14 protein-coding genes are annotated in these 15,574 nt (G+C 51.2%); 8 read left to right on the top strand and 6 right to left on the bottom strand.

All coding sequences use genetic code 11. The features are described 5' to 3' along the window. Positions 1–51: 51 nt before the first annotated feature. Positions 52–894 carry a hypothetical protein gene (locus ACZ520_RS14770; protein ID WP_374031067.1) on the top strand — a complete coding sequence of 281 codons (843 nt, stop codon included), beginning with the start codon at positions 52–54 and terminating at the stop codon, positions 892–894. A 51-nt stretch (positions 895–945) separates the two neighbouring features. Here ACZ520_RS14770 and hrpB read toward each other — a convergent pair whose 3' ends face one another. The 3 genes from hrpB to ACZ520_RS14755 are packed head-to-tail and all read right to left on the bottom strand — an operon-like array spanning position 946 to position 4,874. Continuing rightward, positions 946–3,486, bottom strand: a complete 2,541-nt coding sequence (gene hrpB / locus ACZ520_RS14765; protein ID WP_464126280.1) for an ATP-dependent helicase HrpB — start codon at positions 3,484–3,486, stop codon at positions 946–948. Between the two features lie 3 nt (positions 3,487–3,489). Further along, entirely contained in the window at positions 3,490–4,146 is a 657-nt protein-coding gene (rsmI, locus tag ACZ520_RS14760; RefSeq protein WP_011165473.1) for a 16S rRNA (cytidine(1402)-2'-O)-methyltransferase, read from the bottom strand. Next, entirely contained in the window at positions 4,146–4,874 is a 729-nt protein-coding gene (locus ACZ520_RS14755) for an HAD family hydrolase (RefSeq protein WP_416480073.1), read from the bottom strand. Before ACZ520_RS14755 ends, rsmI begins: the two co-directional genes overlap by 1 nt. 93 nt (positions 4,875–4,967) lie before the next feature. Between ACZ520_RS14755 and phnD the strand changes: the two genes are divergently transcribed. From phnD to ACZ520_RS14735, 4 genes are read left to right on the top strand one after another with little or no spacing between them, the layout of a single operon-like run. Continuing rightward, a complete protein-coding gene (phnD, locus tag ACZ520_RS14750; RefSeq protein ID WP_416480074.1) occupies positions 4,968–5,861 on the top strand; it encodes a phosphate/phosphite/phosphonate ABC transporter substrate-binding protein in 894 nt (297 codons plus the stop codon). Next, positions 5,858–6,643 (top strand): phosphonate ABC transporter ATP-binding protein, encoded by a 786-nt coding sequence (gene phnC, locus ACZ520_RS14745; protein WP_088564378.1) that lies wholly within the window; start codon positions 5,858–5,860, stop codon positions 6,641–6,643. The genes phnD and phnC overlap by 4 nt, the downstream gene beginning before the upstream one ends. Further along, on the top strand, positions 6,621–7,631 hold the full coding sequence (gene phnE / locus ACZ520_RS14740; protein WP_416480075.1) for a phosphonate ABC transporter, permease protein PhnE: 1,011 nt from the start codon (positions 6,621–6,623) through the stop codon (positions 7,629–7,631). Before phnC ends, phnE begins: the two co-directional genes overlap by 23 nt. Positions 7,632–7,647: 16 nt before the next feature. Next, a complete protein-coding gene (locus tag ACZ520_RS14735) occupies positions 7,648–8,052 on the top strand; it encodes an acyl-CoA thioesterase (protein ID WP_088564380.1) in 405 nt (134 codons plus the stop codon). Here ACZ520_RS14735 and ACZ520_RS14730 read toward each other — a convergent pair. Next, positions 8,049–8,966 carry a chemotaxis protein CheX gene (locus ACZ520_RS14730; RefSeq protein WP_416480076.1) on the bottom strand — a complete coding sequence of 306 codons (918 nt, stop codon included), beginning with the start codon at positions 8,964–8,966 and terminating at the stop codon, positions 8,049–8,051. The genes ACZ520_RS14735 and ACZ520_RS14730 overlap by 4 nt on opposite strands. A 223-nt stretch (positions 8,967–9,189) precedes the next feature. Between ACZ520_RS14730 and ACZ520_RS14725 the strand changes: the two genes are divergently transcribed. Together ACZ520_RS14725 and ACZ520_RS14720 are read left to right on the top strand one after the other, a co-directional pair. After that, positions 9,190–9,981, top strand: coding sequence for a GYF domain-containing protein (locus tag ACZ520_RS14725; RefSeq protein WP_088564382.1), 792 nt, complete (start codon positions 9,190–9,192; stop codon positions 9,979–9,981). A gap of 26 nt (positions 9,982–10,007) precedes the next feature. Next, positions 10,008–10,994: a hypothetical protein gene (locus ACZ520_RS14720; RefSeq protein WP_464126275.1), complete on the top strand. Its 987-nt coding sequence runs from the start codon at positions 10,008–10,010 to the stop codon at positions 10,992–10,994. On the opposite strand, the gene ACZ520_RS14715 is transcribed toward ACZ520_RS14720, so the two are convergent. Together ACZ520_RS14715 and ACZ520_RS14710 are read right to left on the bottom strand one after the other, a co-directional pair. Further along, the gene (locus tag ACZ520_RS14715) at positions 10,925–12,736 is read right to left on the bottom strand and encodes an ABC transporter ATP-binding protein (RefSeq protein WP_464126273.1); all 1,812 of its coding nucleotides are present in this window, start codon (positions 12,734–12,736) and stop codon (positions 10,925–10,927) included. The two genes, ACZ520_RS14720 and ACZ520_RS14715, sit on opposite strands and share 70 nt — an antisense overlap. Further along, on the bottom strand, positions 12,729–14,399 hold the full coding sequence (locus ACZ520_RS14710; RefSeq protein ID WP_417868308.1) for an ABC transporter ATP-binding protein: 1,671 nt from the start codon (positions 14,397–14,399) through the stop codon (positions 12,729–12,731). The genes ACZ520_RS14715 and ACZ520_RS14710 overlap by 8 nt, the downstream gene beginning before the upstream one ends. Before the next feature lie 346 nt (positions 14,400–14,745). Here ACZ520_RS14710 and ACZ520_RS14705 point away from each other — a divergent pair, with 346 nt between their 5' ends. Further along, positions 14,746–15,480, top strand: a complete 735-nt coding sequence (locus ACZ520_RS14705) for a helix-turn-helix domain-containing protein (RefSeq protein WP_088564385.1) — start codon at positions 14,746–14,748, stop codon at positions 15,478–15,480. The last annotated feature ends 94 nt before the right edge of the window (positions 15,481–15,574 follow it).

Genomic DNA, 15,574 nt, shown 5'->3' with positions numbered 1-15,574 from the left:
CCCTTATGAGAATCATTTGAGATGATTCAGAGTCGTTATATTGGAGGCCACATGCCCTTGTTTCGCCCATTTTTGTCGTGTGTTCTGGGGTTGGTCACCATCCTTTCTGTGGCTCAGGCCCAAGCCCGTCCCCAAAGTGCTCTGGATGTGATGACCTTTGAGGATGAATTCACCTGCAACGACAAGTTTCCTCATCATTCCTTCTGCGAGGCTGTGGAGTTCCGCCCCTGGTCTGAGGCCGAAAAACAGATCGTCGGGGAGTATCTGGCCAACATCAACGACCCCCGTCTGGGGCACCTGCTGGAAGTGATCAAAAGCAAAGGCATCACCAAAATTCACCGCGTGGGGTACGGTGCCACCTGGTACAACAATATTTCCAAGCGTCGGGCCGAGTTCGTGCGCAGCAGGGACAAAGCTTTGTTGTGGGTCAATCCGGTCACCAATGTGATTGGTTTCTCGGACTCATTCTTTACCGGCACTTCTTTCATGGACCCTCACGCGAAAGTGGATCGCAAACAGATCAATGTCTTCCACGAACTGGTGCATGTCTTTGATGTGGCTTTGGGGCATATCTCTACCTCTCAGGAATTCTATGACAGCGTGGGCTGGCACTGGGACGGCAAGGAGCATGTGATTGGTGGCGTGGACTATCATCAGTCGCAGTTGGACTTTAAAAATATTCTGGCGTTGGTAGGAAACAAACAAAGTGCGCGGGCTTATGCTCAAGACCGCGAACTGGGAATTCAGTATGGATTCCCGACAGTGTATTCCATGACCAACACTCATGAATCCTTCGCAGAGATCATTTCCTACTACATCTTCGATCCCACGGCGAAAGACTATCTTTCCCCCAAGATTCAGGCTTATGTAAAATCAGTCCTCAAAGAAGACTGACGCAAAGCTTCGGAAAAAGTAAGCAGGTACCTTTTAGTGAGCAGGTACCTTTTAGTGGCGGCGGCGGCCTTTGGCTTCCGGGACGCCGTCGGCGGGGTCTTCGGGCCATTGGTGTTTCGGGTATTTGATGCGCAGTTCTTTGCGCACTTCCGGGTAACCATTCTTCCAGAAACTTTCCAGATTTGAAGTCACCTGCACCGGGCGGAAATTCGGCCCCAGCAAATGCAATGTGATCGGAATCGTCTGTTTATAGACTTTCGGTGTTTGCATCAGGCCGAAGACTTCCTGAATGCGCACTTCCAGGTATGGTGGTTTGTCGGACGGATAAATCACGCGAATTTTGCTGCCGCTGGGAACTTCAATGCGGTCGGGGATTTCCCGGCGCAGGGTGTTTGCGGTTTCTGATGGCAGGACACTGTCAAAGAAGAAACATAGGTCCTTTTCCATCACAGTCTGCATTTTGCTTTCGCCCATGCAGGCTTGCGTGAAGGCTTCGACCTTCATTTTTTCGATATCAAGATTCAGGTCCTCTTGCTGCTGCAGGAACTGCAGGCGCTCCCACCAGTGGGCCAGGGCTTCGTTGGTTTTTAAAACCAGATCAAATTTGTCAGCCAGAATCTGTGGCAGTTTTTCAGCGACTTCGGTTGCTGAAGCCGGACTCAGTGAGGGCTCTTCCAAAGGCAGGCCGTACAGGGACCGGTATTCGCGAGTGAAAAATTGTCCCTTTTCCTCGACGAAGGACACATCACGAATTTTGACGATGTCATTGCGGAAAAGATCCAGCACGAAGTCTTTATCCGCACCGCAGGCAAGGCTTACCATGGTTTCCGCGTCGGAACTGCCTTCCACGCCATTAAGAGCGGCAAAGAATTCAGAATTTTTCACCAGAGTTTCGTTTTGCAGTTTCACGCCACGACCGCCCACCATCAGGGCGCGTTCGGTTTTTCCGCGTCGTCGGCACAGACGATCAGCATAAGCTGTCAGCAGGATCTTTTTAGTCAGTGCCAGCTGCTGGTCTTTCTTAAGAGCGGCTGCCGGAGTGTCCGAGGCCTTTTGCAGGCGCTTGGCCAGTTCCTGAATCTGACGAGCCGCCTGATCCACCGTTTGCAAAGAGAAATACGCACTGCCCGCAGGGGCCTTCTTGCTTTGTCGGAACTGATGCAAAACTTCCAGACGTGCACTCAGGTCGCATTCCAGGTTGTCACCCAGGAATGAGGCCACGGATTCACGTCTTAGGATGTCGCGCTCTTGCAGTAAGGCGGCCATCTCTGACGCCAATTCAATGGCGCCCAGATCCATTCCCACCAGCATCAGTTTTGCCAGACGCACGGGCAGTGGGAAGTGCAGGATCTTGCGGCCCAGGGATGTGATCTTGTTGCCGTCGTCCATCGCGCCGGAAATGCGCAGGTAACGAAGGGCATTTTCAATGGCCACTTTCTGTGGTTTTTCAAACCAGCTGAAAGAATCAAAATCAGTGACACCTTGAGCGCTTAAGAACAACAAACTTTCAGTCAGGTCCACGCGCTGGATTTCAGCCACTTCGCTTTTACCGAAGGACAGTTCATCCATTTTGTTCCACATTCGATATGCGACACCCGGGAACTGGCGGGCGGCTCGGCCCGAACGCTGAATGGCGCTGGACAGGCTGATACGTCCCAGCTCCAGACGGGAAAATCCGGTGCGGTGATCCTGCTTCATGTTTTTAGCAAGACCCGAATCAATAACGGTGTTCACGCCATCAATGGTGACCGACGATTCCGCAATATTGGTGGACAGGATCACACGTTGTTGTGAAGTCTTTTTCAAAGCCCGGCGCTGGTCTTCCAGATTTAAAGACCCATGTAAAGGGACCAGCTCGATGTTTTTGCCGTCAGCCCAGGTTTGCAAGGCGTCTTTGGTGCGGTCGATTTCGCCCACGCCCGGCAAGAATACCAGAATGTCGTGACGGGTTTGTAGCTGGGCGTCTTTGACGGTTTGCGCGACGGCATCAAAGAACTGCGGGAAGGTTTGCAGTTGCTGGGATCCTTTTTGATAACGGATATCCAGCTCAAAAAGTTTTCCCGGTACGCTGACAATCGGGCAGTCGCCCAGATAGCTGGCGATCTTTTCGGCTTCAAGGGTTGCAGACATCACCAGAATTTTGATGTCCCGGCCCAGCTCCTGCAATTCGCGCAAAAGTCCCAAAGCCAGATCCACATGCATGGAGCGTTCGTGGAATTCATCCAGAATCACCAGCTCGACATCGGACAGCTCCGGGTCTTCGATCATCTGACGCGCCAACAGGGCTTCGGTCATAAAGACCAGACGGGTCTTTGCAGAGGTCTTATTGGCAAAGCGCACCTGATAGCCGATCTCTTCGCCGACCTGCCAGCCTTGTTCTTCGGCGATACGGTGAGCAGCCGCGATGGCGGCCATACGGCGCGGTTCAAGGACAATGACTTTTTTAGAGGTCACCTGCAACAGGGCCGGAGGCAGACGGGTCGTCTTACCGGCGCCGGGCGCTGCGGTGATGACAAGATTCTGGCCTTGTTTCAGAAGGCTCTGAATCTCGGGGACGAAACTGTCAATGGGAAGCAGCAGATCCTGACTCATCTATCAGACCGGATACACCAGCAGCATAAATTCCGCCTTGTCGGCTTTCAGGCCGCCGATCAGCTTGTCGATCGGGCCTTCCAGAACGATTTCTTCTTCCTGGGAAAGATTCATGGTCAGCAGGAAGCGACGTTGAGCAAAGTGCTCTTTCATGTCGTTCAGGGTTTTCTTAAGACGATAAGGGGTGTCCATCAAAATAATGGCGCGTTTTTCTTTGGTCAGATCTTTTAAGGCACGGGCGCGGGCTTCGTTTTCAGCAGGCAAGAAGCCGCGAAACACGAATTCATCAATGCGCTGACCGCTCAAAGACAGCAATCCCATCAGGGCGGAGGCGCCCAACACGGATTTCACCGGCACGTTTTTCTGGCGGCACAGGCGCACCAGGTCCGCTCCCGGATCACAGAAACCGGGGGTGCCGCAGTCAGAAACCAATGCCACGGTTTTTTCCGCACACAGTGGAACCAGTGCGGCTTTGTCTTCAGGAGTGGAATGTTCATCCAGAACTTCGTAGGATTTGCCGGTGATGCCATGGGCCCGCAGAAGTTTTGAAGCCTCTTTCGTGCTTTCGCAAATCACCACGTCGCAGTTTTTCAGAATTTCAAGGGCGCGCAGGGAAATTTCGCTGACATCGCCAATCGGGGTGGCCACCACGTAAAGCATCAGGACTCCTTCTGATTCAGCAGAAAATTCATGATACGCGGAAGGTCCGCGGGCGGCTCGGCTTTTCCGGCATGGGTGCTTTCAAAGAAGATCATCTGTACTTTTGGACAGTGCTGCGCCAGCAGATGCAGATTCACCGGTTCATTTTCAAAGAAATAAATCGCCTCGTAATTCTTTTTCTCGGCATCCAGGAACCAGTCCGTTTTGAATTTCGCGTCGTCCATACTGCGATGAGGTTTCAACACCAGCTCGGCTTTTTCATTCAAAGGGAATCCCCATTGTGCAATGACTTCGCCTGAGCTTCCGCCCATGCGTTCGACGTCCCGGCCGGTCAGATATACAACATCAGCACCGGCATCGGAAACGGCGTTCACAAATTCCACGGCTCCGTCATAAGGTGCATCGAACTGCAAATAGTGGTTCGAGAAAAAACTTTTCTGCCAGTAGGCTTTAACGGCCTCTTGGAACTCAGGATGATGACCGTCCAGTCCGGCGCGGGTCAGGGCTCCCACGATGCCCCAGTCGGTTCTCAGGGTCTTGATGTTCTTTAGCAACGCCACTTGCTCAGGGAATTTTTTTTGATTCAATGGCGAAGCCGCGAAATCCAGAAGGATTCTTTCAAGGCGGGGACTGACATCAAATAAAGTGGAGTCGAGGTCGAAAACAGCAAGGCTGGTTTTGCCCTGTTTTGTGAGGTCCTGAATATTAACAAGAATCTGTTCCAGCATAGGGGCCATCTAGCCATACAAGTCCAGTGAAATCAAAGACTTTTCTTGCCCGTGCTTGGGGGTTTTCTATAATGATTTTGGGAGGCAAACAGCATGAAGAAACTTCTTCTTGGCATGGTTCTGTGGGGACCTGTTGTGCTTGGTGGATGTCATCTGAAGAAAGATGTTTTAGGAACGGCTGAAAACCCGATCAAGTTTCATTTGGTTCCTGCAGTTGATGCCAAAGTTCTGACCGACAATTCTCAGATTCTGAAGGATTATCTGGAAAAGAACACACCTTATAAATTTCAAATCACTATCCCTCAGAACTTTGTGGCGGTGGTGGAATCTTTCGGCACCAAGCGGGCGGATGTTGCTGCTATCAACACCTATGGATACCATCTGGCGCACAAGCAGTACGGTGTGGAAGCCCGTCTGACGGTGATTCGTTACGGGTCCGCGACCTATCAATCGCAGTTTCTGGCCCGGGCGGATGGAAAGATCAAATCACTGAAAGACCTGCAGGGAAAGAAAGTGGCCTTCGTCGATCCGGCTTCGACTTCGGGTTATCTGCTGCCACTGAAGACTTTGAAGGACCGCAAGATCGAACCCAAGGACACCGTCTTTGCAATGAAGCACGATTCCGTTGTGACGATGATTTATCAAGGGCAGGTGGATGCGGGCGCAACCTATTACAGTCCACCTCAAAATGGGCAGCTTGAAGACGCCCGCCGCCTGGTGAAAACCCAGTATCCTGATGTCGAACAGAAGGTGAAAATCATCGAATTGTCCGAACCCATCCCGAATGACCCGATCGTCTTCCGCAAAGACATGCCGGAAGAAATGAAAGAAAAGATCGTCGACACCCTTTTGCAGTTTGCTGCCACACCTGAAGGGCAAAAGTCCCTGGACCTGATGTTGGGGGCAACCAATTTGAAAAAATCCACCGACAGTGACTATGACAGCGTTCGCGAGATGCTGTCGACGCTGGCGCCGGAAGGGAAGTGATCGTGGCTGAAGCCCTGTTGCGCGTTGAAAACCTGTCCAAGACCTATCCCAACGGTGTGCAGGCGCTGAAAAATATCAATCTGGAGGTTCATCCCGGAGAATTCCTGGTGGTGATCGGCCTCAGTGGCTCGGGGAAATCAACCTTGCTGCGATGTCTGAACCGCCTGCAAGAGCCAACTTCCGGACGTATCTATTTCTCGGGACAGGAGATAGGTCAGTTGCAAGATGCGGCGAAAATTCGCAGTGTGCGCAGCAAGATGGCCATGATCTTTCAACACTTCAATCTGATTCCGCGGCAAAGTGTTTTAAAGAATGTTCTGATGGGGCGACTGGCGGCAAAGTCCACCTGGCAAAGTTTGTGGGGGATGTTTTCCGGCTCAGAAAGGTCAGAGGCCAAAGAGAACCTGCGTCTGGTGGGGATCGCTGAAAAAGCCTCCTTGCGCGCAGACCAGCTTTCAGGCGGTCAAAAGCAGCGTGTGGCCATTGCCCGGGCTTTGATGCAAAAGCCGACATTGCTGCTGGCGGATGAACCGGTGTCCTCGCTGGATCCGGCGACTTGTCATGTGGTGATGGATTATTTGCGCAAGATCAATCAGGAGATGGGCATCACCGTGATCGCCAATCTGCATTTTCTTTCACTGGTGCGCCAGTACGCGACCCGTGTGGTTGCGCTGAAAGACGGTGAAATCGTCTTCCGCGGAAAGCCCGAAGAAATCACCGAAGAATGGTTCCGCCGTATTTACGGGGAAGGAGCACAGGATGTTGCGCCGAACGATATTTGACGGCCTTGTCTTTGGCTTTTTGCTGTGCCTTCTGGCGGCGGCCCTGTTTGTCACTTCGGAAGAGCAGCTTTTGCAGTTGGGCCTGGTTTCATCTTTGGCCTTATTGTTCTTTGTTGTTGGTTGCGGCATCAGTCTGGGGCTTTCAGCCCGCAAAGTCGTCACTCTGGGCGCAAAGTTATTCGCAGCTCATCAGGGGGCTGAGGAAGATCGCCCTTGGTATCGCACTTTCTGGTGCTGGCAGCTTTTGATTTCTTTGGCCGCCACGCTGACAGTGGCTGTGATCAAGACCGAGTTTTCGTTTGTTGAGCTGTTTGATCAGAACGGTTTTGCCGGGGCAGTTCGTCTGTTCAAGGGACTGTTGAATCCGAACTGGGATGTGTTGCCCCGAGCTGTGCTGAATATCATTGAAACCATCTTTATGGCGTTTCTGGCAACCACGCTCGCAATCCCGGTGGCTTTTTTGCTAAGTTTTGTCTGTGCCAAAAATATCATGCAGGGTCCCTGGGCCCGGATGATCTATTTCGTCATGCGAACCTTCCTGAACGTCACTCGATCCATTGAAGCTCTGATCTGGGCCATCATCTTTTCGGTGTGGGTGGGGATAGGACCGTTTGCCGGGATGCTGGCTTTGATGATTCATTCGGTTGCTTCACTGGCCAAACAATATTCCGAGATGGTGGAATCTGTCGAAGAAGGGCCGATTGAGGCGATTGAATCCACCGGAGCCAATAAACTGCAAACGATTTGGTATGCGATTGTTCCTCAGGTGCTTTTGCCTTATATTTCATTTACGGTCTATCGCTGGGACATCAACGTGCGCATGGCGACGATCATCGGTCTGGTGGGTGGTGGCGGTATCGGCACGATGCTGGTGCAGTATCAGGGGCAGGCGATGTGGCGTGAGGTGGGTTGTATCATTGTCGTGATTGCGGTGGTGGTATGGGCCCTGGATCAGGCCTCGGCCTATGTTCGTGAAGCATTGAAATAGTCTTAAGGAGCTTTCCATGTCTGTTTTGAATAACTATAAAGTCACTATCAAAGAACACCATGTCGATTCACTGGGCCACATGAACAATGCCACCTATCTGGCGTTGTACGAGGAAGCCCGCTGGGAAGCGATCACCAGTCGTGGATACGGTTTTAGGGACATTCAAAAGATGAAACAGGGTCCGGTGATTCTGGAAGTGAATTTGAAGTTCCAGCGCGAAGTGCTGTTGCGTGAAACGATCACCATTACTCTGGAGATGCTGGGTTACAAAGGAAAGATCGCCCAGATGAAACAGCAGATGATCAAGGACGATGGCAGTGTTGCCAGCGAAGCGGTCTTTACGTTTGGTCTGTTTGATATGAAAGAAAGAAAACTGATTGAGCCCACTCCGGAATGGAAGCGGGCGATTGGAATGGATTAAGCGGCTTTTGCCAGTGGCAGGGCGACGACGGTGATGTAGAACTTTCCTTTTTCAGTCGCAAAAGGAATCATCATCCCGGCGGAGCCTTGAGCGCACGGCACATTTTGGCCGCTGCCCAAAAGAACTTTAGGCACGGTCATCTGAACTCCATAGGAACTGATTTCCGCCTTGGCGTTACCAAAGATAATGTTATTGATCTCACCCACGGCATCCTGATTGTCTTTATTCAGCTCGGTTTGTTCCTCCATAAGCATGGAAGACACAACCTCCAGGAAGCTGCCTTTATCAAATGAAATGCACAGATGTCCCTGGAATGCCTGGGACTTGATCTCCACAACCGAGGAAACTTCCCCCATCATCGGATCGTGCGGGGACTTGGGGCCGGCTTTTTCCATTTTTACTGACGAGCAGCCAAACTGACCCAACACATGCGTGGTGGCCTTGATGACGGCGTTGATCACGCGCACATCGACGGCATACTTGGTAGCGGCCGCCGCGGTGGCAGGTTCTTTTGCGCCCGTACCGTGATGTTGGGCATTCAGAACGGAAATCATCGCAGTGATCAATTCGTTTGGAGAAACCGGTTTTTTAAAGAATTTGGATGATTGAAGGCTTTCCGGCAGATCGGTGGAGTCTCTTTGTGAGATCACGATCAGCTCGGCATCCTGGGTGTTCTTGTAGGTGTGGATTCCGTACACGAAACCACCGTCCATCAGACGGGGCACTTCGGTATCAATCAGAACCACGTCGAACTTTTGGTTCTCGGACTTGATAGCCGCTTCAGCTCCATCTTTAGCACGAATCACGACCGGGGAGACCCCCGAATTTTCAAGCTGCTTAAGCAAAGGTTCTTTCACCAGTTGCTCGAGCTCACAGTTGTTGTCCACGATCAGGATGTTTTTTCGTGTTTTCATTTCTTTCTTCTGTATGAATACCATAAACTTTAATCGGTTTAAGAGTCGGATTTCTTAACAGGCAGTAATCTTGTCGGGTAACTATGAGGAAGCCTTTAACTCTATTTATTGTCCAGAACTTCGACGAAATTTCCCAAACAAATTATCAACAAAATGTCTAATTTCCTACAGTTAAGTCATCTTCTGTTTGTGCCGAATAGTGCGGAACAGGAGTATCGAGAGCATGGGAAAACAGTATTATCTTTCGAACAATGGGACTCATATCGGGCCGTTCAATCTTGAGACAGTTCTAAAAAAGATTGAGACTCAGGAGAACCAGTGGACGGATTACATCTATGACGAAGCGCTGGGTGAGTGGCTTATGCTGCTGGAGCATCCGGAGTTTTCTGCGAAACTGGCACAAAAGCCTGCGACTCGACCTTCGGCGTCCCCAGTGTCATTGCTAAGCAAGCTGGCATTGAAAGACAAAGAATGGTTTATTTTGAAAGAGGGTAATAACTACGGCCCGTTCTGCCAGTTGGAGCTGATCCAGATGCTGCAGGAAAAGGCGTTGTACGAATACGACTACATCTGGCACTCCAAACTTCCTTCCTGGAAAAGAGTGGCCGAGGTGGAAGACTTCTCTGCGGAAAGCATCCGTGTGATGAAAGACTCCAAGGAAGCTGATGTGGCCGAGATTTTCTTCCGCCGTCGTCATGTGCGTGCATCCTATGGCGCTTCTTTGATTGTTCATAACAACAAAACAGTTTTCCGCGGTCAGGCTCTGGAAATCAGTGCCGGTGGGGCGGGTGTTCTGATCGACACTCCGAATCTGCAGCCGGGGCAAAGTCTGTTCCTGCATTTCCAGCCGGGTGATGGTGTGCCGCCTTTCAATGCGGTCTGCCAGATCGTCAGCAAACAATACGTGAAGGACAGTGGCGCCGCCGTTGAGCCGGTGAAGTATGGCGTGAAGTTCACAACTCTCAGCCAGTCCGCTCGCGAATCAATCAAGAATTTCACAACGAAGGCTGCATAAAAGCAGCCTTTGAGAGGATCTTTGGTATGAAAAAGGACTTTCAGCTTTTTGTTGTCGCGGCAGCGTCAGCTTTCTTGATGGCCTGCGCGCAGAATGTGTCTTTCGATCTTCCAGAAACTCAAGACAACTTTGGTCAAAGCATCACGTACAACAACAAGGTGGATATTCTGTGGATCGTGGACAACTCCACCTCCATGCTGAAGCATCAGCAGCGTCTGAGTGAACAAATCCCGGATCTGGTCAGCAAACTCAATACTCTTAAGATGGATTATCACATGGCCGTGGTGACCACCAGCATGGGGGGCACGTCCCCTGACGGCGGGAAGTTTATCGGCAGTCCCAAATATGTGACTTCGAAAACCCCGGATCTGGTCAACAGCCTGAAAAATCGCATGATCGTGGGTGAGGCGGGCAGCAATTTGGAGCGCGGTCTGGAGTCCATGGAAAATGCGCTGTCAGCAAACTATCTTGCCAACGAAGGCAAAGGCTTCTTCCGCAATGACGCCCTTTTGGTGGTGATCGCGTTGTCGGATGAAGATGACTTCAGTAAATCCAGCTCTTCCGCGGGCATCACCTACTACACTAATTTATTGGACAGTATCAAAGAGCCGTGGGTGGATGGCAGCCGTTCCTGGGTGTTTAATTTTATCGGCGTCTTAAGTTTGACGTCCCAGTGCAAAACCTTCAATGACTTTGCGTCGGCGGGTTTAAGCTATATGGGTTTGGCTGATACGTCAGGCGGGGTCAAAGAATCCATCTGCAGCACGAATCTGTCGTCGGCCGTGGGGAACATTCGTTCACGCATCTATCAGATCCTGACGGACTTTAAACTGTCCAAAGTGCCTTTGGAAGAGTCCATCACGGTCAGCATCAATGGTGTCAGCATTCCGCGTGACACCACCAATGGTTGGGACTATCTGGCCGCCAGCAACGTGATCCGTTTCTATGGAACTGCGGTGCCAGCCGCGGATGCGTCGATCAAGGTCGATTTCACACCTAAAGACGCGAACTGATAATACATGCCCTGGGCTTGCATAAGTTCTTCGTGCGAGCCCATCTCGGCCACTTCCCCTTGATTCAGAACAATAATGCGATCACACTGTTCAATCGTTGAAAGACGGTGGGCAATGATGATGCTGGTACGGCCTTTGGTGATCTCTTTGGTCGCATCCTGAATGATGTGTTCACTTTCAGAATCAATATTGGCGGTGGCTTCATCCAGAATTAAAATATCCGGATTGAAGGCCAAAATGCGCGCAAAGGCGATCAACTGGCGTTCACCGACCGACAGGTTGGCTCCACGTTCAGCAACCGGGCTGAGCAGATCGCGTCCTGTGCGGGTCAATAGCGCCATATAGCCGGTTTTTTCGCACGCCATGCGGATTTGCTCTTCGCTGATGCGCGGATCCCCCAGGCCGATATTGTCGCGGATATTGCCACGGAAAATAAAGTTGTCCTGCTGAACCACGCCGACGTGGTGGCGGATTTCTTCCCGCGGGATGCTTTCCAGCGCCAGACCATCGACAAAGACCGTCTGTTCCGGAGCATCATAGAATCGCTGCAACAGCGAAATAAACGTCGATTTGCCGCTGCCGGTGCGACCCACCAAAGCCACGGATTCGCCGGCTTTGATGTGCAGGTTGATATTTTTCAAAACCATTGGCAGATGGCTTTCGTACTGGAAGTTCAGATTCTTGATCTCCAGTTCCCCCCGCAAAGATCCTGGGCTGGTCAAAGTGGCCAGTTCATGTTCTTTCGGTTCATCCATCAGCGTGAAGATGCGCTCGGCGCTGGTCAGGGAGTTTTGGAACTGCTGGTATTTCTCCAGGATCTCGCGCAAAGGCGGGATGAAGTCCTGGATGTTCATCAGGAACGCCACCAAAGAACCAATCGCAATCGAATTTTCAGCGCTCAGGTAACCACCGAAATACAAAGCGGAAGTGATGGTTACGGCGTTGAACAGATTCATCACCGGTTGCATCAGGGCATAGGCTTTGATTGAACGCATATTGGTATCGCGATAGTCCACCGACAGTGCGCCGAACTTGTCGCGATTGCGGGTCACACGGTTGTAAAGCTGAATGACCTTGATGCCGTTCAGATTTTCAGCCAGGAAGGCGTTGATCACGGACAGTTTCTTTTTTTGTTCGCTTAAGATCGCACGAATTTTATTGGACAGGTGGAAGGTGGCCCAGATAAAGAACGGCGCCAGGAACAGGGACACCACGGTCAGCTTCCAGGAAATCAGGCTGAGCGCAATTACCACCGACGCGATGATCACCGCGTTGGTGAAGACCGAAATCACACCTTCCGAAAACAGTTCGCCCAAGGACATCACGTCATTGGTCAGGCGCGTGACAATGCGCCCGTTGGGGGTTTTGTTGAAGAACTGCATCGGCAGTCTTTGCACGTGGTTCATCAGATCTTCGCGCAGATGATACAGCATGCGGTTTCCGAACAACTGAAACAGGAAAGCATTTCCGAATGAAAACACCGAACGCATGATTTCAAGTGCCAGGTACGCGTAAGCCACTTTGGTGAAGATCGAAAGATCGCGACCCACGACACCTTTGTCGATGGCTTGTCCTACGAGCATCGGAATCAAACGGGCCACGGTCGCGCCGCCGGCGACAGCAAAGATCGCCATGAACAAAAGACCTTTTTCGCGACGGGCATAAGGCCACAGGCGTTTGAATAGAATCGGGTAAGTGACCTTGGTTTTTACCAGGTCCTCATTCATAAAATTATCATTCATGGTGATCCCCCAATCCTTGAATCTGCACAATTTTCTGGAAGGTCGGGCTGGTTTCCTGAACCTGCTCCATCGTGCCCCAGGCTTCCACATGGCCGTCTTTTAAAATCAGCAGACGGTCCACGGACTTCAGGGAGGACAGGCGGTGAGCCACAATAATGCGGCTGAGGCTGCCATGGCTTTTACGCAGTTCCTGCTCAATTGCTTTTTCAGTGCGGGTGTCGACGGCACTGAGTGAGTCATCCAGAACCAGCACCGGAGTTTTCATGATAATTCCGCGGGCGATGGTCAGACGTTGTTTCTGGCCTCCGGATAGATTCACACCGCGTTCACCCAGTTGGGAGTCAAACTTGTGCGGTAAAGAATCAATTTCTTTGGTCAGATCGACGATTTCAGTCATGCGTTGGATTTCATTGATGTCCGCTCGCTCGGTCAGGCCCAGGCTCAGATTGTCGGCAATGCTGTCGCTGAATAAGAAGGCCTCTTGCGGGACAAGCAGGAAGGTGCGGCGCAAAGATTCCTGGGTGATGCTGCTGATATCGTGGCCGTTGACCAGGATCTGGCCTTCTTCAAGCGGATACATGCGGGTCAGAAGATTCAGCAGTGTGGTTTTGCCAGCCCCCACCGGTCCCATGATGCCCAGGCTTTCGCCAGCCTTCAGGGTGAAGGACACATTTTTAAGCGCATACACCGGGCTGGTTTTATGGCGGAAAGAAACGTTTTTAAATTCCAGCGTTTCAAACTTTTCAATTTCTACGGTGCCGTTGTCAGGAATGTCGGTTTCGGTTTGCAGGACTTCTTTGATTCGGTCAAAGGAAGCATAACCTTTTTGGAAGTTGGAAAAGCCCATGCCCAATGCCGTCATCGGCCATACCATCTTTTGGATGTAGCGCTGGAAGGCAAAGAAGGTCCCGATGGTGACTGCACCCGAGTACAAATCGTCCTTGGCGATGAAAAGCAGAATCACACTGCCTGAAGTCACGCCGAACTCCATCACCGGAATGAACATCGAATCGACGCGGGCCACTTTGTTGCAGGCTTTTTCAAAGCCGGCGCTGATACTGTTGAAAAGCTGAGTGCGGTTGTTTTCCTGCGCGAAGCTTTTGATCACGCGGATCCCGCCCACAGTTTCCTGGGCGATCCCGGTCAGTTCAGAAAACCGTTCCTGCTGAATTTTATAGTTTAAGTGAATTAAACGCATGACCTTCCAGATCAGGAAAGGCACCAGCGGCAGGAACACCAGGGTTTTCCAGGTCCATTCCCAGTTCAGGGACATCATGATCGGCAGCACCATCAGGATATAGATGATCCCGTCGGCCAGAATCAAAAGTCCGGGGCCGATGGCCTGACGGAACGACTGCACATCGTTGGTCAGAAGACTCATCAGTTCGCCCACGGGATTTTTGTGGAAGAAGTTCGGTCCCAGGGAGGTGATGTGGCGGAAGATTTTTTGACGAATATGTTCAGCGGCGTAGGTGTGGAAACGGCCAAAGTTCGCGCGCCAGCCATAGCGGGTGATCGCAAGTCCGGTCATCATGGCCAGAAAGATCAGGCAGGTCTTTCCGATGTCGGACAAGGAAGCCTTGGCCTGAATCTGATCGATGGCGGCTTTCATGACCAGTGGATAGGCGGAATCCAGGGCATTCGTCAGCAGCAAAAAAATCATCCCCAAGCTGAAGGCCCGGGGATTGTTTTTGATATAAAACCAAAGGGGACGCTTAAATAATAAGGAATTTTCAGAGGAGTTCTGCATCACCCCGGGGACTGTATTTAATCCTTCCAAAGTCTGCAAGAGAATTGGGCGTCACAGTGGGATTGCTCTTGGCGTCGTTCATAAGCCCGTTGTTCCCACCCATAAAAGAAGGGGCGGGGCTGTGTCAGTCTTTGGAAAAGCAGTCTCAGAGCGGTCATTGGAACCTCCATGCCTGCTGTTAGGATCGGTTGTTTGGTGCCAGCATTCAATACCCTTGCTTGGGGTACTATAATGTAATACTCTGGTTTTGGGGGTTGAGATGTCACAGATTGACCAGTTTTTGAATGCCTTAAAACGATCCTTAAAAGCGAAGAATATTCTTTATAAGGATCTCGCCAAAGCTTTGGATTTGAGCGAATCCAGTGTGAAACGCATTCTATCCAGCAAGAGTTTAAGTCTGGATCGTCTGGAGGAAATCTGTCGGATCGCCGACCTCAGTTTTTCCGAGGTGGTGAAATCCGCGAATCTGGAAGAAGCCAATCAGCCGATGATTCTGTCGGACGAACAGGAAAAGGCCCTGGCTGAAAACGCGCGCCTGCTGCATTTCTATATGATGCTTCAGGAAGGCAAAACCCCGCAGAAAATTGAAAAGGAATATCAGATCCCGGGTTCCGAGGCGAAAAAATATTTATTCCAGTTGGATCGTCTGAACCTGATTGAACTGCACCCCCGCGACAAGGTGAAGCTGAAGCGTCAGGGCTTTCTGCGTTTCCGTCGTGACGGGCCGGTGGGGAAAGCGTTGTTTGAGCAAACCAAGTCGAATTATTTGAATTATGATTTTCGTCCCGAGGATTACATCCGCTTTACGTTGATCAAAGTCAGCGCGCCCACTCTGGCCAAGTACAAGGCCAAACTGGAACGTCTGATGATGGATATGCAAGAAGAGTCACGCTACGAGGTGGAACATAACGTTTCTGTCATCGATTCCGGCGTGTTGATGGCATTCCGTCCTTGGCAGTATTCCTATATGGGTGCACTGAAGAAGAAAGAATAGTCCGTCAGTTGATTACCTGATTTTCATACACTGTTTACTGGCAAGTGCAGAGGCCCTGCCTTGCCTTTGTTTTAGAGTCCAAAGTATTCCTTTG

The sequence above is a fragment of the Bdellovibrio sp. BIS2 genome (assembly GCF_055398295.1).
This window is presented reverse-complemented; position numbering and strand designations above follow the sequence as displayed.

Bases quoted from the DNA above. Each gene is read 5' to 3' on its own strand.
- ACZ520_RS14720 (WP_464126275.1), top strand. From the start codon at position 10,008: ATGAAAAAGGACTTTCAGCTTTTTGTTGTCGCGGCAGCGTCAGCTTTC.
- ACZ520_RS14725 (WP_088564382.1), top strand. From the start codon at position 9,190: ATGGGAAAACAGTATTATCTTTCGAACAATGGGACTCATATCGGGCCG.
- ACZ520_RS14770 (WP_374031067.1), top strand. From the start codon at position 52: ATGCCCTTGTTTCGCCCATTTTTGTCGTGTGTTCTGGGGTTGGTCACC.
- hrpB (WP_464126280.1), bottom strand. From the start codon at position 3,486: ATGAGTCAGGATCTGCTGCTTCCCATTGACAGTTTCGTCCCCGAGATT.
- ACZ520_RS14755 (WP_416480073.1), bottom strand. From the start codon at position 4,874: ATGCTGGAACAGATTCTTGTTAATATTCAGGACCTCACAAAACAGGGC.
- ACZ520_RS14710 (WP_417868308.1), bottom strand. From the start codon at position 14,399: ATGATTTTTTTGCTGCTGACGAATGCCCTGGATTCCGCCTATCCACTG.
- ACZ520_RS14715 (WP_464126273.1), bottom strand. From the start codon at position 12,736: ATGAATGATAATTTTATGAATGAGGACCTGGTAAAAACCAAGGTCACT.
- phnD (WP_416480074.1), top strand. From the start codon at position 4,968: ATGAAGAAACTTCTTCTTGGCATGGTTCTGTGGGGACCTGTTGTGCTT.
- phnE (WP_416480075.1), top strand. From the start codon at position 6,621: ATGTTGCGCCGAACGATATTTGACGGCCTTGTCTTTGGCTTTTTGCTG.
- ACZ520_RS14705 (WP_088564385.1), top strand. From the start codon at position 14,746: ATGTCACAGATTGACCAGTTTTTGAATGCCTTAAAACGATCCTTAAAA.
- rsmI (WP_011165473.1), bottom strand. From the start codon at position 4,146: ATGCTTTACGTGGTGGCCACCCCGATTGGCGATGTCAGCGAAATTTCC.
- ACZ520_RS14730 (WP_416480076.1), bottom strand. From the start codon at position 8,966: ATGAAAACACGAAAAAACATCCTGATCGTGGACAACAACTGTGAGCTC.
- ACZ520_RS14735 (WP_088564380.1), top strand. From the start codon at position 7,648: ATGTCTGTTTTGAATAACTATAAAGTCACTATCAAAGAACACCATGTC.